This window comes from Polaribacter sp. R77954 (assembly GCF_044595335.1).
Classification (GTDB): domain Bacteria; phylum Bacteroidota; class Bacteroidia; order Flavobacteriales; family Flavobacteriaceae; genus Polaribacter.
In genome coordinates this window covers 1,173,695-1,196,032 of sequence record NZ_CP138992.1, presented here as the reverse complement: position 1 = coordinate 1,196,032, position 22,338 = coordinate 1,173,695, and the positions used below count along the sequence as shown (strand labels likewise).

Sequence of the window (22,338 nt, the reverse complement as noted above, 5' to 3'; positions counted from 1 at the left end):
AGTAAAAATTTATTTCGAGAAAAATAAATACTTTTATTATCCATAATTAATTACTAATTTTGCCCGATGCAAAAAATTAAAAATTTAGCGTATTTAGTAGTGTTTAGCCTAATGTTATTCTCTTGTGGAGAGTATCAAAAAGTATTAAACAAAGGTAGTATTGAAGAACAATACAAAATGGCTACCAAACTCTACGAAACTAAAAAATTCTCTAAAGCTTTACGTTTATTCGAAAAAATAACGCCAGCTTATAGAGGTAAACCACAAATGGAACGTATTCAATTTATGGTGGCTCAATCTAATTTTAATACTAAAAATTACATACAAGCTGCTTATTATTTTGAAAGGTTTAAAAATAATTATCCAAAAAGTTCTAAGAATGAGGATGCTGCGTTTTTGTCAGCTTATAGTTATAAATTAGCATCGCCAGTGTTTAGCCAAGATCCTACAGATACAAACAAAGCACTAGAAGCATTTCAAAACTTTATTACTACTTATCCTAATTCAGATAAACTTGATGAGGCAAATCAACATTATAAAGATTTACGATACAAGTTGCAGAAAAAGTATTTCGAAATCGCCAAAGTGTACTATACTACTGCAGATTACGATTTAAGAAATTACAAAGCATCTATTCAAGCTTTCGACAATTTATTATCAGATTATTTAGGTTCTGAGTTTAAAGAAGAAGCTTTGTTTTACAGATTAAAAGCAGCACATGATTTTGTGTTAAAAAGTACAGATAGAAGAAAATTTGAGCGAATTAAAGATGCAATTGAGGCTTACGATAAGTTGAAAAGAAATTTTCCTGAAACTCAATTTGCAGAAGAAGCAGATGAGATGTTCGCTACGCTTAAAAAAGAAGAAAAAAGAATTGACGATCTTATAGAAAAGATTAAAGATTTAGAGAAAAAGGATACAGAGTAAAATTCAAAATAGAAATAATAAATTATGGATTATAAAGATACAGAAGCAGCTATAAGTACCATTACTTATAACAAGAATGAAATTGAAGCACAAACAGAAAACATTTATGAGGCAATTTCAATCATCGCGAAAAGAGCAAATCAAGTTAATGCTGATTTAAAGAAAGAATTGGTAGATAAATTAGATGAGTTTGCCACGTATAATGATAGTTTAGAAGAAGTTTTTGAAAATAAAGAACAAATAGAAGTTTCTAAATTTTACGAACGCTTACCAAAACCAACTGCAATAGCTGTTGAAGAATGGTTAAATAATAAAGTATATTTTAGAACTCCAGAAACAGAATAAATGTCTGTTTTAAGTGGTAAAAAAATCCTTTTAGGCATTACTGCTGGAATTGCTGCATATAAAACGGCTTCTTTAGTTCGTTTATTTATAAAATTAGGCGCAGATGTCAAAGTAATTATGACACCTGCGTCTAAAGATTTTATAACACCTCTTACACTTTCTACACTTTCTAAAAACCCTGTTCATTCTACTTTTTATGATAAAGAAGATGAAAATGAATTGTGGAATAATCATGTTGATTTTGGTTTATGGGCAGATTATTTTTTAATTGCGCCTGCAACTGCAAACACCATGTCTAAAATGGCAAATGGTACATGTAATAATTTATTGTTAGCCACTTACTTATCTGCTAAATGCCCAGTGTATTTTGCACCAGCTATGGATTTAGATATGTACATCCATCCATCAACAAAAAAAAGTTTAGAAAAATTACAAAGTTTTGGTAATGTAATGATTCCTGCAACTTCTGGAGAATTAGCCAGTGGTTTAGTGGGTGAAGGAAGAATGGCAGAACCAGAAGATATTGTTGCTTTTATTGAAAATGATATTTTAAACAAACTGCCTTTAAAAGGTGAAAAAATATTAATTACAGCTGGCCCAACATACGAAGCTATAGATCCAGTTCGTTTTATTGGGAATCATTCTTCAGGAAAAATGGGGTTTGCCATAGCAAATGCAGCTGCTAATTTAGGTGCAGAGGTAATTTTAATTTCTGGGCCAAGTAATCAGCAAATAAAACACTCGTTAGTACATAGAGTAGATGTAGTGTCTGCTGATGAAATGTACAAAGTTGCTCATCAATATTTTAAACAAGTTGATATTGCCATTCTATCTGCAGCAGTAGCAGATTATAAACCAAAAAATGTTGCTAGTCAGAAAATAAAAAAGAAAGATGCATCGTTAATAGTAGAGTTGGCACCAACAAAAGATATTTTAGCTTCTTTAGGTGCTATTAAGACGCATCAATATTTGGTAGGTTTTGCGTTAGAAACAAATAATGAAATTGAAAATGCAAAAAGTAAGCTAAAGCGTAAAAATTTAGATGCTATTATTTTGAATTCTTTACAAGATAAAGGTGCTGGTTTTGCCACAAACACAAATAAAATTACTATTATTGATAAAAATTTCAATCAAAAACCATTCGAATTAAAATCTAAAGTAGAAGTTGCAAAAGATATTATGAATGAGATTATTTTTAAATTAGACGATATAGGTTAGACTATAAGTTTAAGAAAAGAGACGAAATATTTGAAGTTTATAGGACGATAAAAAGAAAGTATCAATAAAAATAAATCCATTTTTTATTCTGATAGTTTTTTTGAATTTTGAATTTTGAATTTTGAATACTGAATACTGAATACTGAATACTGAATACTGAATACTGAATACTGAATACTGAATACTGAATACTGAATACTGAACACTGAACACTGAATACTGAATACTGAAAATGCGTAAACTTGTTTTTTTTATAGCCTTGTTTTTATCAAATGTGAATTTAAATTCGCAAGAATTAAACTGTTTGGTAAATATAAATTACGAGCAAATACCAGGGTCTAACAGGCAAGTATTTACAACATTACAAACTGCACTTTCAGAATTTGTCAATCAAACAAAATGGACCAATAGGGTTGTACAAACAGAGGAAAAAGTAGATTGTGCAATGAATATTATCATTACTTCTAGAGATAATAATACATTTACAGCTACTCTACAAGTACAATCTTCAAGACCTGTTTATGGTTCGTCCTACGCTACAACGCTTTTAAATTTAAAAGACAACGATTTTACTTTTAGATATAATGAATTTGATCCGCTGTTTTATAACAGAAACTCTTTTGATAGCAATTTAATTTCAACTATTGTTTTTTACGCTTATGTAATTTTAGGAGTAGATGCAGACACTTTTGCTAAATATGGTGGAGATTTTGAATTAAAAGAAGCGCAAAATGTAATGTTGCAAGCGCAACAAAGTGGACTATCTTCTTGGCAAAATGTTGTAGGGAAACAAAACCGTTTTTTATTGATAGATAATTTACTGGCTCCAAAATTAAAAACATACAGAGATGTTTTGTATGATTATCATATTAAAGGCCTAGATAATTTTGTAAATAATAAAGAATTTGCAAAACAAACTATTGAAGATAGTGTTTTAAAAATGCAAAACCTATTTAATAAAACTGTGGGAAATTATTTAATACGATTGTTTTTTGATGCAAAAGCAGATGAAATTGTTAATATTTATTCTGATGGACCAAGAACAAGAAATGCCGTACGTTTAACAACAGTATTGGGTAAAATTTCACCTAATAATAATTCAAAGTGGAAAAATATTGAGTAGTATTTTTATAAATAAGTTATCATTCTTTTTTAAGCAGGAAACTATTTTTGGAAGAGAGTTTTTTAAATTTTGGTATAATCTCAATCAAGAGAAAGCTTAATTTTAATTAAACTACTTCCAATTCCTCAAAATCAAAAAAATCTTTAACATCTATCTCTAAAATAGTAGCAATTCTTAACAAAGTATCAATTTTTAAATTACTTTTTCCGTTTTCTAGATTATGATAGGCAACTTGAGTTGTACTTAACCTACAACTCATATAATATTGAGTATATTCTTTTTTTGTTCTTTCTAATTTTATTCTCTTTCTAATAGAAATTAACTTCTTTTCCATTATTATTATTATTATTATTATTGGGGAAGTTGGTAACTGTAACAAAATTATTGATAATAATTAACTCTCACAATCCCCATAAATGGTGAAATTTTTTTCTCCCCATAAATGGGGAGAAGCCTCCCCATTTATGGGGAGCTGAAAAACTTATAATTTATAAGTTTTTTGATATTGACAAGTTGTTTGTTCTGTTTTAAATTTACAAAATCATTGCAATGATGGTCATATAGCTATGAGTGACTCAAAATAAATCATTGATAACAATAATTAATAAATGCTTTTAAAATTATAAAAATTATACTACTTTTAAATACATTTATTTTTAAAACAATTTTAAAATGAAAAAATTAGAATTAAATCAAATGTTAGCTCTAGAAGCAGGAGGTATTACCTGTGGTGAAGGTTTTGGCTTTGGAGCAGCTTTATTGATTGGAGGTTTTATGACAGCTGCAATAGCTAGTGCTTCAGCTGTAACTGTTGCTACTGGAGGAGTAGGTTTAGGAGCAGGTATTTACATGGTTGGTGCTGCTTCAATATGGATTAATGGAGTGTTTAATGAAGATTGTTAAAATAAAATATAAATAATATGGTACAATTAAATATTAACGATTTAGAGCAAATACAAGCGGGTAATGATTTTATAGACGGAATGTGTCATGGATTTACAGGTGGTGCAGGTGTGTTAGGTTTTGCAGCACTTGGAGTAAAAGTTGGTTGGTTTGCAGCTATACCAGGCTTAAATGTAGCATTAGGTGTATTTGTTGCAAGTGCAGCCGTTACTTGTGCTGTTAATGGAATGATTGATTAATTATAAATTATACATCTTGTTTGTTTTTCTTAACAAGATGTATTTTTAAATTTTATATATGAATTTTAAGACCTTATTACTAGCATTATGTTCGTTGTTGTTAATTCTTTTAAGTATTTTTAATTTATTAGATATTTGTGAAGATTATAAAAATCTAAAACATGTTTTATTTGTTTTATCCATAACATACTTAATATATTTTACATTTTTTAGTAAAGATTTTAAAAATGATAGATGTTAATTTATTAAGTAAATTTAAAACTAAAAATTTATTTATAATACTAGTATTTTTTTTAGCAATAATTTCCATTCTAACTGAACATTTTTTAAATTTAAGAATACTGACTGAACAAAATTTATTAGAAAATTTAACTAATGAGCAAGTTTCAGAATTGATTATTTTCAAACAAAAGTGGTTATGGTTATTTTATTTATTAATTCCTATTATTATAGTAGTTAGAACCTTACTCCTAACATTTTGTTTAAATATAGGTTTATTTTTATATGATGTAAATAATAAAGTAAGTTTTAACAAACTATATAGGGTGGCACTTATTGGGGAATTTGTTTTAATTTTTGTGAGTTGTTTTAAATTCTTCTACTTTTTTCTAATAAGACCAGAATATACTTTATTAGAATTTCAACAATTTTATCCATTAAGCTACATCAATTTTTTAGATCTCTCTAAAATAGATCCTTGGCTAATTTACCCACTACAAACTATAAATTTATTTGAAATTGCCTACTTTTTCGTTTTAGTTTATGGTTTACACAAATTACTTAAAAATAAATATTCTAAAAGTTTTGAGATTGTAGCTGTAAGTTATGGTTCAGGTTTAGTTATTTGGTTAGGTTTGGTTATGTTTTTAACTTTAAATATGTCTTAAACCCTGTATAAATCCCATTTTAATCGTCATATTTCGCTTATGCTCAATGAAGATTCCAAAATGAACTCATTCTCTTAATGAAATGAAGAAAAAAAAAAGAATTGTTCTCGTAATTTTTTTAATATGTATTGTTGGATTTTTAGGCTATAAAATTACTAGCAAATTAAATCATAAAAAAGAAGTTCTTGAGCGTACTAAAAAGATACCCAACTTTTCTTTTTTAAACATCAATAGCAATAGTTATTCAAATAAAAACTTACCAAATAAACCTATTGTATTTGTCTATTTTAATTCAGATTGTGATTATTGCCAATCTGAAGCTGCTAAAATTCAAGAACGTTTAGTCGATTTTAAAGAAATACAATTGGTATTTGTGTCTTTTGAAGGACAAGAAAGTATTATTTCTTTTGCAAAACAATATAACTTGTATGACAAAGAAAATGTTGTTTTTTTAGAAGATAAAAAAGGTGTTTTCTCTCAAATTTTTGATGTTAATTCTATACCTTATATAGTTGTCTATGATGCTGATAAAAATTTTCTTCAAAAATTTAAAGGAGCTACAAAAATAGATGACATTTTAGTTGTTATAAAATAAAAATGATGTCTCTGGTTGAACCCGGTTAAAACTAAAACTTCTTAAAGTAAAATAATAAACTATTTACAATAATATAGATTCCTGATTTCTTTAGGATTATAAACGAATATGAATCAAAAATTAATAACCAAAACGCATACTATACAATTAGATCAATCAGATTGTGGAGTTGCTTGTTTACTTTCTTTAATACAATATTATGGAGGTAGTAATTCTTTAGAAAAATTAAGAGAGTTAAGTGGTACAACAAAGCAAGGGACAACTTTATTAGGCTTGTACCAAACTGCAAATAAAATAGGTTTTACAGCAGAAGGTAATGAAGCAGACATACAAGCTTTAATAGATCATAAATCACCTGTTATTTTGCACGTAATTATAGAAAATAAATTACAACATTATGTAGTTTGTTATGGTTTTAAAGATGATAAATTTATTATTGGAGACCCTGCAAAAGGTATTGTATTTTATACAAAAGAAGAATTAGATAAAATTTGGGTTTCTAATAGTTGCTTAACATTACAGCCTAATGAAAACTTTATTAAAGCTAAAGAAACCAAAAAATCTAAAAAAGAATGGTTTTTAAAACTATTAAAAGAAGATAAACAACTCTTAATTATTAGTATAGTTTTAGGTATTGGTATTGCAGTTTTAGGAATGGCAATGTCAGTATTTTCTCAAAAGCTAATAGATGATATTTTGCCATCTCACAATACCAAAAAATTAATTTCTGGTATTGGTTTACTTACTTTTCTGTTATTAGTAAGAGTTGGTTTTTCTACATTACGTGAGTTAGTGTTAATAAGACAGTCCAAAGACTTTAACAACAGAATTATAGATTCTTTTTATACATCTCTACTTCATTTACCAAAACCTTTTTTTGATACTCGAAAAATTGGAGAGTTGGTTGCTAGATTAAATGATACAAATAGAGTGCAAAAAGTAATTAAGTTTATTGCAAGTAACTTTGTTATAGATGTTTTAGTAGTATTTGTTTCTTTCGGTTTTCTGTTTTTCTATTCTTGGCAAGTGGGTATAATTGCTTTAATAAGCATACCAATTTACTTTTTTATCATTTATCGTTTTAATAGTAAAATTATAAAGTCTCAAAAAGAGGTAATGCAAAGTTATGCATTAAGTGAGAGCAATTACATAAGTTCTATGCAAGGTATTGCATCTATCAAAAATTTTAACAGACAATCTTTTTTTCAAAAAGTAAATCAATTGGTTTTTGGTAATTTGCAAAACAAAATTGTAGATTTAGGAAAAATAAATGTTCGTTTATCTTTGTTTGCTGGTATTGCAGGTGTTTTGTTTTTAATGGCAATTTTATCTTACACATCTCTACAAGTTTATAAGAAGGAAATGCAATTGGGAGAATTGATGGCTATTTTGGGTATTGCTGGTTCATTATTACCTTCAATTACAAATTTAGCTCTAATTGCTATTCCTATTAACGAGGCAAAAATTGCTTTCAATAGAATGTTTGAATTTACATCTATAGAAAAAGAAAAACAAGGAGAAATTGTATTGAAAGATTTTAATTCTTTAGAAATGAAGAATCTTTCTTTTCGTTTTGCTGGTAGAAGTCAATTACTAAAAGATGTAAATATATCAGTAAATAAAGGACAATTAAATGCCATTGTTGGAGAAAGTGGAAGTGGAAAAAGTACTTTAGGGCAAGTTTTACAAAAGTTTTATGGCTTCGAAAATGGGAGTATCACTATAAATAGCAAGAATAATCTTAATGATATTCAATTAGAAAGTTGGCGAGATTTGGTTGGTATTGTTCCGCAAGAAATTACCATTTTTAGTGGCAATGTTTTAGATAATATTTTATTAGGTAAAGAAGATACACCAGAAAATGTAGCTAAATTTTGCCAAGAATATGGTTTTGAGGAATTTATAAGATATTTTCCACAAGGTTATGCCACAATTTTAGGAGAAGAAGGTGTAAACTTATCTGGTGGTCAAAAACAAATTATTGCTTTGGCAAGAGCTCTTTACAAAAAACCTCAACTACTAATTTTGGATGAAGCAACTGCTGCAATGGATAGAAAAACTGAAAAATTTAGTATTGATTTAATTTCTAAATTAAAAAATGAAATGGCAATTTTATTTATTTCTCATCGTTTAGAAACTTTAAAAAAATATGCGGACACCATTTATGTTTTGCAAGATGGTAAAACTGTTATTCAAGGTAATCACAATCAATTGTTAGAAACTTCAAATTTTTATAGTGATTATTGGAAAGAACTAGTTTAGTATTTACTAAAATTTCACTAATTTTATACCTTAAAAATTAGCGAACTTGCTCACACAACTATCTATACATAACTACGCATTAATCAATCAATTAACTATCGATTTTGATAAAGGTTTGTCTATTATTACAGGTGAAACTGGAGCAGGAAAATCTATCTTATTAGGGGCTTTAGGCTTGGTATTGGGTAATAGAGCAGATTTGTCTTCTTTAAAAGATACATCTACTAAGTGTATTGTAGAAGCAAAAGTAGCTATAGCCAATTATGATTTACAAGATTTTTTTGAAGAAGTAGATTTAGATTACGAAGCAGAAACAATAATCAGAAGAGAAATTTTACCATCGGGTAAGTCTAGAGCTTTTGTAAATGATACTCCTGTTAGGCTTTCTGTAGTAAACCAATTAAGAACCAAGTTGATAGATGTGCACTCACAGCACGAAACCTTAGCATTATCAGACAACAGTTTTCAATTTTCTATTGTAGATGCTTTAGCTAAAAATAAAGATAAAATCGCTTCGTATAAAAGAGGGTTTTCTAAATTAAATCAACTTAAAAAAGAATTAGAAGCATTAGAAGTTCAACAAAAAGAAGCAAATCAGCAATACGAATACAATCTGCACTTGTTTAATGAGTTAGAGGAGGCCAATTTAAAAGTTGATGAACAAGAACAATTAGAAGAAAAGCTAGAGCAATTAAATAATATAGAAGATATCAAACTCAATTTATCTGAGGCTTTAGAAATTTCTATTAACGAAGAAATTGGAGTACAAAGTTTATTAAATACTTTAGAAAATAGATTGTTAAAAATAGCAGCTTTTTCTAAACATTATCAAGAATTATCAGAAAGAGTTACTTCTGTTAAAATTGAAATTGATGATGTGGTTACAGAATTAGAAAAGGCTAATGAAAATGTAGATTTCAATCCGAATGAAATAGAAGAATTGAACAATCGTTTACAACTGATTTACAATTTACAGAAAAAGCATACAGTAGCTACAAATCAAGAACTATTAGAAGTTTTAGAAGATTTATCAGTAAAAGTAGGTCAAGTAGAAAATGCAGAAGAAACCATTACCAATAAAAAGAATGAAATTAATGATGTTACCATAAAATTAGACAAATTAGCAGGCTTAATTACAAAAAGTAGAAAAGCGGTTGTGCCAAAATTAACCAAGCAACTACAACATTTATTGGCGGAATTAGGCATGGAAAATGCACGTTTTTCTATCAATATAAAGCCAACTTCCAATTATTTTACTAACGGAAAAGATGAGTTAGCGTTCTTGTTTTCTGCAAATAAAGGTGGCAATTTCGGAGAGTTAAAAAAAGTAGCTTCTGGAGGAGAATTATCAAGAATAATGTTGTCTGTAAAAACAGTATTATCAGAAAACACAAAGTTACCAACCATTATTTTTGATGAAATTGATACAGGGGTTTCAGGTGAAGTATCAAACAAAATAGCAGGCATAATGCAGCAAATGAGCAACAATATGCAAGTTATTGCCATTACACATTTACCACAAATAGCAGCCAAAGGAAAACACCATTATAAAGTATTTAAAAAAGAAATCAAAGGCGTAACAACTACCAATTTAAAACAACTTTCTGATGAAGAAAGAGTTGTAGAAATTGCAGAAATGTTAAGTGGAAAAGACATATCAGAATCAGCTTTAACTCACGCAAAAGAATTACTCAGCCCCTAAATCCCCAAAGGGGACTTTTGAGTAATAGATGTTTCAAAAAAGTAAGAGTTTAATATCTTTGCACTAAGATAATTAAAAATCTAATTGGCTTCTCAATTTTGCTCTTTGGGGAAATGTCTGAAAGACAAAGGGGCTAACAACTAAAAACTAAATAATGTACAACTTACTAAAAGGAAAAAAGGGAATTATTTTTGGCGCATTAAATGAACATTCTATTGCTTGGAAAGTAGCAGAAAGAGCGCATGAAGAAGGAGCAACTTTTGTATTAACTAATGCACCAATTGCACTAAGAATGGGGCAATTAAATGCCTTAGCAGAAAAAACAGGTTCGCAAGTTATTGCTGCAGACGCCACTTCTATGGACGATTTATCTGACTTGGTAGAAAAATCTATGGAAATTTTAGGAGGAAAAATAGACTTTGTTTTACATTCTATTGGCATGTCTTTAAACGTTAGAAAAGGCAAACATTACACAGATCCAAAATATGATTTTACCACAAAAGGTTGGGATATTTCAGCAGTTTCGTTTCACAAGGTAATGAATGTTTTGTACAATAAAAATGCCATGTCAGAATGGGGTTCTATTGTTGCTTTAACCTACATGGCTGCTCAAAGAGTGTTTCCAGACTATAATGATATGGCAGATAATAAAGCCTATTTAGAAAGTATTGCACGTAGTTTTGGGTACTTTTTTGGTAGAGATCACAAAGTTCGTGTAAACACAATTTCTCAATCGCCAACACCAACAACAGCAGGTAGTGGTGTAAAAGGTTTTGATGGTTTTATAGAATATGCAGAAAAAATGAGTCCTTTAGGTAACGCAACAGCTTTAGAGTGTGCAGATTATACCATTTCTTTATTTTCAGATTTAACTAAAAAAGTAACACTTCAGAATTTATTTCATGATGGAGGCTTTTCAAATATGGGGGTTAGTGATCCTGTTATGGAAAAGTTTGAATAGAGGCAAAGTCGGGTTGAACAGAATTTCGTTCAACTTTTCAGTTTAATAGTTTTTTGAAGCTATTTCCTGCTTTCGCTACTCAATTTTTTTGCCTTTCAGGACAAAAAAGATTTCAAACAAGTCGCTCAATCAGGGCTAAACCAGTTTGCCAATTTTTAGAAAACTAGAAAATTGAAAGCTGCTCAAACCAACAGCTTTCAATTTTTTTATTTCCTAACTTTACAACTTTATAATTTTGCAACTCAGTTTTTCCATAATTGTACCAGTCTACAATCGTCCTAAAGAAATAGACGAATTACTTACTAGTTTAACAAAACTAGATTTTGAAGACGATTTCGAAATTTTAATTATCGAAGATGGTTCATCACAAAAAAGCAATCAAATTGTAGAAAAGTACAAATCAACATTAAATGTAAATTACTTTTACAAAGAAAACAGTGGAGCAGGAGCCAGCCGAAATTACGGAATGCAAAAAGCCTCAGGCAATTATTTTATCGTTTTAGATTCAGATGTAATTGTGCCAAAACATTATTTATCAGCAGTTAAAAAAGCATTAAAAGAAAATTATACAGATGCTTTTGGTGGGCCAGATGCAGCACATCAAAGTTTTACAGCTTTGCAAAAAGCAATGAACTATTCTATGACTAGTTTTTTAACTACTGGTGGTATTCGTGGTAAAAAAAACGGAGTAGGAAAATTTCAACTACGAAGTTTTAATCTAGGACTTTCTAAAAAAGCCTTTGAAACTGTAAATGGATTCTCTAAAATGAAAACTGGCGAAGACATTGATTTAACTTTTAGATTATGGCAAAACGGATTTAAAACGCAACTGGTAACAGCTGCTTTTGTATATCATAAACGAAAAAGTACCTTACAGCAGTTTTTTAAGCAAACCTATGCGTTTGGTAAAGCAAGACCAATTTTGAATAAAAAATACCCTAAAAGTGCAAAAATTACATTTTGGTTTCCTAGTATTTTTATTTTAGGACTTTTTATAAGCATAGCATCACTGTTCATAGGAATAACAATTTTAATACAGTTTTATATATTTTATACGTTGTTACTTTTAATAGACGCTTTCTTTAGAACGAAACAATTAAAGGTAGCTTTTTTAAGCATAATTACCTCATATACTCAGTTTTTAGGCTATGGATTGGGTTTTTTACAAAGTCAATTTTCACAAAAATAAGTAATATTCATATTTGTAGATAAAACGAGTTATAATGATCATATAAAAACAAATTTTTCTTTTTCAACCTAAGAAAGAATAATATATTTGATTTTTTTAAAAAAATGATATACAAATTAAGAATTCTTATGTTTTTTACTTAAGAAATTATTGATGTAAAATTATGAATCATCCATAAAAAAATAAATAGAAAGATAAATACTCTTTTCTTAAATCTTTACAGAAAAGATGATATTAAATACAAAACATATAAAGTTTTCCCCTACAAATAAATTAGTATGAAAAAATTTCAAGAATACGATCAATTTGAATTTCTAGAAGATATTGATGATATTAATCTAAGAGAAGAAATTGAAAAGTATTTAACTTATTGGGGTTGGTTTTTAATAGGTTTATGTGTTGCTTTTACTGCAGCTTTCTTCTATTTAAAATATACCCCTAAACAATATAGTGCTTCGGCTTACATTATGATAAAAGATAATTTGAAATCAGGTATTTCAGATGAGTTTAAGGCTGTGTCAGATTTAGGGATTGTTGGTAATAGTTCTACCAATAACCCAGAGAATGAAATTTTTATTATAAAATCTAGGAAGATTGTTGGTAAAATGGTAGACTCTTTAGATCTAAATATTAGTTATTTTAAAGATGCTGATATTAGTAATGGAGAAGCTTATTTAAATAGTGGTATTAAAATAAATTTTATAAATAAAGAAGAAACAGCTCTACATCATTCTATTGATACCATGTTTGTTGTTAATGTTTTGGCAGATAATAAGTTGGTTTTTAAGAGTATTGAGGGTGATACCATTCAATATGCTAGCAGCAATCAAATTATTAAAAGTAAAAAGTTAGGTGATTTTAAAGTTCTAGCTACCAAAACAAACCTAGAGAACAACATCTTGGTAATAATAAAACCACGTAAAAGTGTAATAAGCTCTTATGCATCTAGAATTAAAATTACTCCTATCAGCGATTTTTCAAGTATTTTACATTTAGAAGTGGTAGATTTTAATAAATCTAAGGCAGAAGATATTTTAGATGAATTGATTAAGCAGTATAATTTAGATGCTGTAATTGATAAAAATATTGTTTCTAAAAAAACAATAGCATTTTTAGATGCAAGATTAAAAAAACTAGGTAAAAGCTTAGGGGTAATTCAAGATAGTTTAAAAACGTATAAAATAGAATTTGGTATTTCTGGCAATCCTATAGAAAATGAAATCGCCATAGAAACCAATTCAGATAATAGCAGAAAAAAAAATCAATTAATTACAGAACTCACTATAATTAATTGGGCAGAAGAAGAAATCAAAAATTTATTGACAAAAAACGATATACTTCCTACAAATCTTGGTTTTTCCGACGAAAGTATTTCTCAAGGCATAGATAAAATAAATACATTACTTCTCGAAAGAAAAAAGATATTGAGATTTTCTGGTAAAAAAAATCCTAGAGTAATTACCTTAAATAATCAAATACAAGATTTACAACAAAACTTATTATCAAGTTTAAGAAATTTAAAAAAATCTACAGAAATTCGAATAAAAGAAACCAATGCTGAGTTAAAAAAACTTCAGGATAAAGTAGATAAAATACCCAATATAGAAAGAGGTATTATCGATACATACAGGCAAAAACTAATCTACTCCGAGTTGTACTCCTATTTGTTAAAGAAAAAAGAAGAAACTGCAATTTCTTTGGCAATTACAGTACCTAATGCCAAGGTAATAGATGTAGCTTTTAGTTCTGGAAGCCCAGTATCACCTGGAAAAAAGAAAATTTATATGATTGCTTTTGGTCTAGGAATCTTTATTCCGTTTATGCTGATTTTTATAAAAATGAGATTAGATACCAAGCTGCACAATAGAAAAGATATAGAAGATAATTTAGATATTCCGTATTTAGGAGACATTCCTCATACAGAGTTTACTGAAAAGGTTATTGTAAAAGAAGAAGCTAGAACAAGTTCGGCAGAAGCATTTAGATTATTAAGAACAAATTTAAATTTTATGCTAGCAAAATCTAGCAAAGATATTTTAGCTAAGGTGGTATTTATAACTTCTACAACTAGTGGAGAGGGTAAATCTTTTGTTTCATTAAATTTAGCTGCAACTTTAGCATTAACCAATAAAAAAGTTTTATTAGTTGGTTTAGATTTAAGAGCTCCTAAAATTACAGACTATTTAGAGATAGAAGATCGTAAAGGGGTTACCAATTATATTTTAGATGAAAAGTTAGATTTAGATGAAATTAAGTTTACTGTGCCTGGTATCCAAAATGTAGATTTTATATCTTCCGGTTTAATTCCTCCTAATCCCTCAGAATTATTATTAAACCCAAGAGTAGAAGAACTTATTAATACCGTTAAAAACGATTATGATTATATTATAGCAGATACAGCTCCTGTAAGTTTGGTTACAGATACTTTGTTAATAGCTGAAATGGCTGATGTGGTTTTATATGTAACAAGGGCAAATTACATTGATAAGAGAATGCTAATTGTACCAAAAACACTTTACAAGGAAAAGAAATTACCTAACATGGCAATTGTATTAAATGATACCAATACAAATAGAGGCTATGGTTATGGCTATGGCTATGTAGAGCAAGATAAAAAACCTTTTTACAAGAGAGTTTTGGGTATCTAAAAATAAATTATTTTTATTGTTCAAAAGATTTAAAAAAAAATCATAAAAGTGCTCAATATTTTAAGTGCTTTTATGATTTTTTATTTTTTAACCCCGATTATAAATTGTAATTAACTTTTAATACTATACCTGCAATACTCCCATATTAAAAGGTTTTTCAATAGGAGCGTGGTTTGCAGCCTCAATACCCATGGAAATCCAAGTTCTAGTATCTAATGGATTGATTACAGCATCCGTCCAAATTCTGGCAGCTGCATAATAAGGTGATATCTGTTTGTCATATCTCGATTTTATTTTATCAAAAAGTGCAGCTTCTTTTTCTGGTGTAATTTCCTCGCCTTTCTTTTTTAGTGAAGCTGTTTCTATTTGCAATAATACCTTTGCAGCAGAATTTCCGCTCATAACTGCCAATTCTGCACTTGGCCAAGCTACAATTAACCTAGGGTCATAAGCTTTGCCACACATTGCGTAATTTCCTGCACCATAAGAGTTTCCTATAACCACTGTAAATTTCGGAACCACAGAGTTGCTTAATGCATTTACCATTTTTGCACCATCTTTTATGATCCCTCCATGTTCTGATTTAGAACCCACCATAAACCCAGTCACATCTTGTAAAAATACTAAAGGAATTTTTTTCTGATTGCAATTGGCTATAAAACGAGTAGCTTTATCTGCAGAATCGTTATAAATAACACCACCAAATTGCATTTCTGTGGGTTTGGTTTTTGATGCTGTAGTTTTTACCAGCTTTCGTTGATTGGCAACAATACCCACAGCCCAACCTTCAATTCTTGCATAACCAGTTATAATGGTTTTTCCATAACCTTCTTTGTATTGTTCAAACTCAGAATTGTCTACCAAACGTTTTATGATTTCGAGCATATCATATTGTGCGTTTCTTTCTTTTGGTAAAATCCCAAAAATATCATCTTCATTTTCTTTTGGCGGAAAAGCTTCTGTTTTACTAAAACCAGCTTTATCATAATCGCCAATTTTATCCACAATAAATTTTATTTTATTTAAAGCATCTTTATCGTCTTTGGCTTTGTAATCTGTAACTCCAGATACTTCGCAATGCGTTGTTGCACCTCCTAAAGTTTCGTTATCTATACTTTCGCCAATTGCAGCTTTTACCAAATAGCTCCCTGCTAAAAATATACTGGCAGTTTTGTCTACAATTAAGGCTTCATCGCTCATAATTGGTAAATATGCACCACCAGCAACACAACTACCCATCACTGCTGATATTTGAGTGATACCCATACTGCTCATTATCGCATTGTTTCTAAAAATACGTCCAAAATGTTCTTTGTCTGGGAAAATTTCATCTTGCAATGGTAAATACACACCAGCAGAATCTACCAAATAAATAATCGGAATTTTATTTTCCATAGCTATTTCTTGGGCGCGTAAATTCTTTTTTCCTGTTATCGGAAACCAAGCTCCTGCTTTTACAGTTGCGTCATTGGCAACTACAATACATTGTTTGCCTTTAATGTAACCGATTTTTACAACAACACCTCCAGAAGGACAACCTCCATGTGCTGCATACATATCTTCTCCTGCAAAAGCACCAATTTCAATTGATGTTGCATCAGCATCTAATAAGTAATCAATACGTTCTCGAGCAGTCATTTTGCCCTTTTCATGAAGTTTATCAATTCTTTTTTGACCACCACCTAATTTTACTTTTGCAAAACGTCTTTTTAAATCTGATACTAATAGTTTATTGTAATCTTCGTTTTTGTTGAAGTTGATATCCATAGAAATATGATTTCTTTAGTTTAGGCTAAATTAAGAAATAATACTGTGAAACTTTTTATAAAATTTTTGTTGATCTTACTTTCTCAACAACGAAAAATTTCCTTTTTTGTTGATGATAGGTTTGTTAGAATTTTCAGGCGGAATAAGCGTGATGTTAAACCAATAATCATCAGCAGGAAGTAGATTTCCTTGATAAATTCCGTTCCAACCTTGGCTGTCTATAGGTACTTGTGCTACTAATTTTCCATATCTATTAAAAATATTGATGCTAGAATTTGGGTAAAAGGTTTTGTTAACTCCTTTTACAATCCAAGTATCATGATTTCCATCTCCATTTGGAGTAAAGAATTTTGGGAACTGAATTACAGAAACCTCTAAAGTGGTATCAGGTTCGCATCCGTTTTTGTCGTTTACAATAATGGTGTAAATACCGCCTGTTAAATTCTCGAAAAGAGGTTCATCTTGAAACCCAATCATGGGTATTCTTTCATTATCATCCTGATTAAAAATAGCAAATTGATAATCTCCAGGTCCTAAATCGTTATTTATGGTATCAATAAAAATAGATATAAGATCTTGACTACCAATATTGTTCGATTCATCTATAATTGTGATAAAACTTTGTGCTAAAGTAGCAATATTCGATTCCTTAATTTCAATAGTTTCTGTTCTTTCACAAAGCGTTCCATTAGTGGTTGTTGCAGTAACCGTATATTTTCCAGGAACAGTAATATCAATATACTCAACAGAAGTAGTGTTAATTGGGTTTCCATTTGGTGCTATCCATTGATACGTATATACATCTCTTGGATTTTCTACAGCAATGTTTAAAGGCAAATCATTCAAGCATAAAGTTTGAGGGGTAGTGACTTCAAAATCAGGTAAAGGATTTACAATCACCTCAAAAGAAGCATTGTCATTAATACAAAGCGTTTGTTTGTTTTGAATACGAACAAAAAAGCGTTCAGTAGGATCTGTGTTTTGGTAAGGGGAAGTTACAGCATTATCACCAGAAGAAGCATCAGCTTGCAATTTGTGAAAGGTTACATTAAAATCATTAGGACTTTGAGAGTTGCCCAAAATTTCAGGGATTTTACTGTCTAAATCTATATTTTGAATGATGCCATTTGAGTCATCACCATCAAGCGCATCATCACAATAAGCTAGATTAGTAGGTACTACAAAAGTAGGCTCAGGATTTACAATAACATCAAAATTAGAAATACTATTTACACATCCTGTATCTGTGTTTTCTATTCTGATGTAAATAGTTTCTCTATTGGGTGTTTGGTTAGAATAAGGAGAAACTAAAGGATTACTGCCATTTTGAGCCTCAGCAAAAGAACGATGGTAAGTAACAGTATTGATACCAGAATCTTGAGAGCCTAAAATACCAGAGGTTTGGGAATCTAAATCAATAGATTGCGAAAAGCCGTTTCTAGCAGAGCCATCAGCATTATCATCACAAACCTCTAAATCTTTTACAAAATTGGCAATTGGTACAGGATTAACTATTAAATTAAAGGATGTATGATCTGTAAAACAACCAGTAGAATTATTAGTAACACGTACAAAAATGGTTTGCAAATCGCGAGTTGTATTTGCGTAAGGAGATGTTAAGGGCAAAGTACCAGTATTCGCATTTGCAGCAGAATCGTGATAAGTAACTGTAAAATCATCAGGATTTTGCCCATTTAAAATGGCTAAGGTTTGGGAATCTAAGTCAAAATTTTGGACAATTCCGTTTGCATTATCACCATCAATACCATCATCACATAATTCTAAGTCTGGAACTTGACTGGCTGAAGGCACAGCGTTTATTTGCAGGTAAAACTGACCTAAACCTTGGCAATCGTTATTGATAGTACTTAATATTTTATAATAAATAGGAAATTGAATTCCGTTAGGAATATTAGTAACATCGTTTTTAGTAATATCATTTCTAAAATTGGTAATATCAATTTCATTCAAAGAATTGTTTCTATCACTTTCATTTTCATAAAAGAAAACTTCTGTATTCATAGGTGGATTGATGCTGTTAATAATGGCATCTTTATCCAAAGAAAAATTAGTGATATTATCAGTATCAGAATTTGCATCAGTATCATTGCCCTGAGCATCTAAAAAATCGTCACAAACGGGTGGTTGAAGCTCATCATAAGTATTACGAACTGTTTGACCGACATTTATAGTAAGTTCGGTCAATTCAGATTCGCAATTAAATTCAGAAATTACTTTTACAAATACCCTTTCTGGGATATTAACTTGAATTGGATAATTGGTAGGATTTGTAATTAAGTTAGTACCTGCCATATCTTCATAAAACTCAAATGTTACGTTTGGAGTTTCTGAAACGTTTTGCTGTGCTAAAGTTAAATTAACAGTTGTATTGGTATTTGTTACTTCTATACATTGATTTAGTTCTGGATTTGCTTTTAAAATTGGTAAAGGATTTACATTTAAAGTAATAGCATTAGATGTTTCTGTACAGGCATTGCCAGATCTTTTTAAAATAACACGATATTGATTGTTATGGTAATTTATAGGTGTGTTGTTGATTTGCAAACTGTTGGTTGTACTTCCATTATAAATTATATCATCTGAAATTGTAATCCAAGTAGTGCCATCAGAAGAAAATTCCCACTGAAAAGTGTCAGCTGTTGTGTCTATAGTAATCGTATTTATTTCGTTTTCACAAAAAGTAACGTCTTCAAAAGGAGTATTTAATACAATTGGAGCACTTGTTATGTAATCTAAATTTGGGCTGGTATAGCCATCTAAATTGTTAATTACTTTTCCATTATCATTCACTGCAAAGGTAGAAGCGTCTAAAATTCCATCGTTATTAGCATCTGTAAAACCAGCTTCTGTTACATCAAAACAATTATCATTGTCTGCATCTAACTCAACAAAATCAAAATCTGTATCATTATCTGTATTTGCAATTGTGTAATTTAAAGAAAGTAATTTTGCATTTGGAGTAGATTCTAAATTGTCAACTAAACCATTAATTCCTACTAAACTATTTGCGTTGTCTACAATTCCATCAAAATCAGTATCTAAATTATGACCAGCTTCTGTGGAATCGAAAATACCATCGTTATCGGAGTCTAAATCTAAATAATTTAAAATACCATCGTTATCAGAATCAACATTTAAAATACCATCAAAAATATCATCTAAGCCATCCAAATTAGCATCAACTCCAGAAAGAGAACTTGGTTGAGGAAAAGCTTCATGTACATCTGGAATACCATCGTTATCTGAATCTAAATCTAACGAATCTTCAACACCATCATTATCTGAATCTCTTGCAAAGCAACTAACTAAGAAATTTCCTCTAAAAGTTGATACTTCTGATGTACCAGTAACAGAGTGTGTAAAACTAATTCCTTCAATTTGATTGGCAAAAAATTCTATACTACTAGCTGTTCCAGAATTAGGGACATTATATTTAAAGCGTATTTCTGATGCTGAAATAGATGTAATACCAGATTCGTATTCTCCGTCAAAATTTGTGTCAATAAGTAAAGTATTGTCTGGATTTAAAAGAGTAATGTTTTTATTATTTGGAAAAACATTTAAAGTAAAAAATTCTCCATCAACAGGTGTGTGTGTACCTTCATTTGCTTGTCTTATAATTAGATTAGTTTTCTGGGCGAAATCTAATTTATACGATTCAGAAGTATTTAAAGAAGGGTTTAATGTACTTACAAATACACCTGCATTATTTCCGGTAAAAGTATTTGAAGTGTTGTTTGCAGTGTAAGTGCTTGTTATAATATCTTTTATATCTCCATTAGGAAAAAGTACATTAGGATTGTTTATGTTAGTTAAATCTATTTTTGCGTTTCCTAAAGATTCATCGCAGTTTAAAATACCATCATTATCTAAATCAACATCTAAATTATCTATTATTAAATCGCCATCATAATCATCAGGACAAATACTTACAGGTACTTCAATAGATTCAAAAGTAGCGCCAGTACAAACTACAGCGCCTATTAATTTATATCTTCCAGGTTCAGATTCAATAGGTTTGTAATTAGAATCGAAACTCCTGAACTCCCAAGTTAGTGTACTTTCATTAAAGTATTGCCACTCGAAACTGTCAAATAAATCGGTGTTTGCGGCTTGTAAGGTAATATTAGGAATACAATTACCAAGCGAAGTTATGGTTGTATCAAAATTAATTTCTGGAGCAGTAGGAAAACCTGAGTAAAAACTACCAGAAGTTGCAGCTCCGTTAACATTAAAATACGCACAATACAACTCATCACTACTTTCTACGCTTACATTTCCTGTAAGATTAGTAACTTTATACGTTTCGTAATCAGGTATACCATCATTATTAATATCTATACTATAAGGTCCAGAAGTAGAAAAATTGGCAATAGGTTCTGAATTAATAGATACATTTGCGTTTGCGTTGGTGACAACAGTTACACCACCTGTAAAAGTAACGTTTCCAATACTTTCTATAATGGGTATATTATCTACTTTTCCTCTACTTTCGCAACTTAAAGGAGGTACAAAAAACATACCTTGATTGGCTTCACTTGTGCTTGCACCCACACCTTGATAAGCAAAAACTGGATTTGATGTTTTTACAAACATATTACCATTTGTATCAAACTCATTACCTTCTATCAAAAGATATTCTGCTTTGTTAATTGTTGTTGTAGCTCCATTATTGTTGATTTCCACTTCGGTTCCATCTTCATGAGCAACAATTAAAACATTTTCCCAACCATTTTCTCCATCACCTTTTACAAAAATATAATCAGTACCAACTTTATCTAACCCAACAATTTGATCTATTCCATAATCTCTACCTCCACCATTATGAAAACTACCATTTGCAGCACCTGTATTTACAATCACTGGTTTATCTGAATTGATTAAAGTACCAATTAAACCATCTCTATTTATTGTGTTTTCAGCGGCATTTGTAGCTACAACATAGCTTTCTCCTTCGTTTAAAATTACAGAAATAGGCAAAGTTCCTGTATAGTTTTTAATTGATATTCCAGTTGGTAAATCATCAAAAGTAACCTGAGTGTTATCTTCGGATGCCATAACTGATATAAAATTAAGGTAATTACTTTGCGGGTTTTCATTGGTAAACATGCCAGCTCTAAAGGTTGTACCTAAGGCAGATGAACCTTTACTTACTAATGCACCAGCTTGTGCACCACCACCTGCTAAAGCACGAATAGATACATAAACTACATCTGTAGCCTCAACAATATAACCTTTATTATTATGAACAATACTAGTTTGTCTAGAATCAACAAAAAGTTGGCTATTGCCATTTGCTATAAATAGTTCACGTGGATTATTTCTAGATATAATTCCTGTGATATCGTTATTAGGTGAACCAATTTGCTTTATGGTATAGCTAACGTCTTTAAGGCTTGGTGTAGATATATAAAAATAGTGGTTTTCTGGATTGGCATTACCTTCCTCTGCATACGTTAAAGGTGGTATAAAATGTTTTTTACTTAATTGAGAATAACTATTGTCAATTTGTAGAAATACAAAAACGAATAATAATAATTTATATTTCAAT

The 22,338-nt window shown here is 29.8% G+C and carries 16 protein-coding genes; 13 read left to right on the top strand and 3 right to left on the bottom strand.

Annotated features, from left to right (window positions below; translation table 11 throughout):
* Positions 1-66 precede the first annotated feature (66 nt).
* From SJY27_RS05155 to SJY27_RS05140, 4 genes are all read left to right on the top strand, one after another.
* Positions 67-927, top strand: coding sequence for an outer membrane protein assembly factor BamD (locus SJY27_RS05155; protein WP_397447193.1), 861 nt, complete (start codon positions 67-69; stop codon positions 925-927).
* Between the two features lie 24 nt (positions 928-951).
* Positions 952-1,272, top strand: a complete 321-nt coding sequence (locus SJY27_RS05150; RefSeq protein ID WP_397447192.1) for a DNA-directed RNA polymerase subunit omega — start codon at positions 952-954, stop codon at positions 1,270-1,272.
* Complete coding sequence (gene coaBC / locus SJY27_RS05145) at positions 1,273-2,490, top strand: bifunctional phosphopantothenoylcysteine decarboxylase/phosphopantothenate--cysteine ligase CoaBC (RefSeq protein ID WP_397447191.1); 1,218 nt, start codon at positions 1,273-1,275, stop codon at positions 2,488-2,490.
* Between the two features lie 232 nt (positions 2,491-2,722).
* The gene (locus SJY27_RS05140) at positions 2,723-3,613 is read left to right on the top strand and encodes a DUF4835 family protein (protein ID WP_397447190.1); all 891 of its coding nucleotides are present in this window, start codon (positions 2,723-2,725) and stop codon (positions 3,611-3,613) included.
* 106 nt (positions 3,614-3,719) lie between these two features.
* Here SJY27_RS05140 and SJY27_RS05135 read toward each other — a convergent pair whose 3' ends face one another.
* A complete protein-coding gene (locus SJY27_RS05135; RefSeq protein ID WP_397447189.1) occupies positions 3,720-3,947 on the bottom strand; it encodes a helix-turn-helix domain-containing protein in 228 nt (75 codons plus the stop codon).
* Positions 3,948-4,285: 338 nt separating this feature from the next.
* Between SJY27_RS05135 and SJY27_RS05130 the strand changes: the two genes are divergently transcribed.
* The 9 genes from SJY27_RS05130 to SJY27_RS05090 all read left to right on the top strand — a co-directional run bounded on the left by SJY27_RS05130 (position 4,286) and on the right by SJY27_RS05090 (position 14,999).
* On the top strand, positions 4,286-4,516 hold the full coding sequence (locus SJY27_RS05130) for a hypothetical protein (RefSeq protein ID WP_397447188.1): 231 nt from the start codon (positions 4,286-4,288) through the stop codon (positions 4,514-4,516).
* 17 nt (positions 4,517-4,533) lie between these two features.
* Positions 4,534-4,755, top strand: a complete 222-nt coding sequence (locus tag SJY27_RS05125; protein ID WP_397447187.1) for a hypothetical protein — start codon at positions 4,534-4,536, stop codon at positions 4,753-4,755.
* Positions 4,756-4,982: 227 nt separating this feature from the next.
* Entirely contained in the window at positions 4,983-5,642 is a 660-nt protein-coding gene (locus SJY27_RS05120; RefSeq protein ID WP_397447186.1) for a hypothetical protein, read from the top strand.
* Between the two features lie 82 nt (positions 5,643-5,724).
* The gene (locus SJY27_RS05115; protein WP_397447185.1) at positions 5,725-6,237 is read left to right on the top strand and encodes a TlpA family protein disulfide reductase; all 513 of its coding nucleotides are present in this window, start codon (positions 5,725-5,727) and stop codon (positions 6,235-6,237) included.
* 108 nt (positions 6,238-6,345) lie between these two features.
* Entirely contained in the window at positions 6,346-8,499 is a 2,154-nt protein-coding gene (locus SJY27_RS05110; protein ID WP_397447184.1) for a peptidase domain-containing ABC transporter, read from the top strand.
* A 46-nt stretch (positions 8,500-8,545) separates the two neighbouring features.
* Entirely contained in the window at positions 8,546-10,201 is a 1,656-nt protein-coding gene (gene recN, locus SJY27_RS05105) for a DNA repair protein RecN (protein ID WP_397447183.1), read from the top strand.
* A gap of 154 nt (positions 10,202-10,355) precedes the next feature.
* Positions 10,356-11,162, top strand: a complete 807-nt coding sequence (locus SJY27_RS05100) for an enoyl-ACP reductase (RefSeq protein ID WP_397447182.1) — start codon at positions 10,356-10,358, stop codon at positions 11,160-11,162.
* Between the two features lie 235 nt (positions 11,163-11,397).
* Positions 11,398-12,351 carry a glycosyltransferase gene (locus tag SJY27_RS05095; protein WP_397447181.1) on the top strand — a complete coding sequence of 318 codons (954 nt, stop codon included), beginning with the start codon at positions 11,398-11,400 and terminating at the stop codon, positions 12,349-12,351.
* A 278-nt stretch (positions 12,352-12,629) separates the two neighbouring features.
* Positions 12,630-14,999 (top strand): GumC family protein, encoded by a 2,370-nt coding sequence (locus SJY27_RS05090; protein ID WP_397447180.1) that lies wholly within the window; start codon positions 12,630-12,632, stop codon positions 14,997-14,999.
* A 123-nt stretch (positions 15,000-15,122) separates the two neighbouring features.
* On the opposite strand, the gene SJY27_RS05085 is transcribed toward SJY27_RS05090, so the two are convergent.
* Together SJY27_RS05085 and SJY27_RS05080 are read right to left on the bottom strand one after the other, a co-directional pair.
* Complete coding sequence (locus SJY27_RS05085) at positions 15,123-16,766, bottom strand: acyl-CoA carboxylase subunit beta (RefSeq protein WP_397447179.1); 1,644 nt, start codon at positions 16,764-16,766, stop codon at positions 15,123-15,125.
* Between the two features lie 75 nt (positions 16,767-16,841).
* Complete coding sequence (locus tag SJY27_RS05080; RefSeq protein WP_397447178.1) at positions 16,842-22,337, bottom strand: T9SS type B sorting domain-containing protein; 5,496 nt, start codon at positions 22,335-22,337, stop codon at positions 16,842-16,844.
* Position 22,338 lies beyond the last annotated feature (1 nt).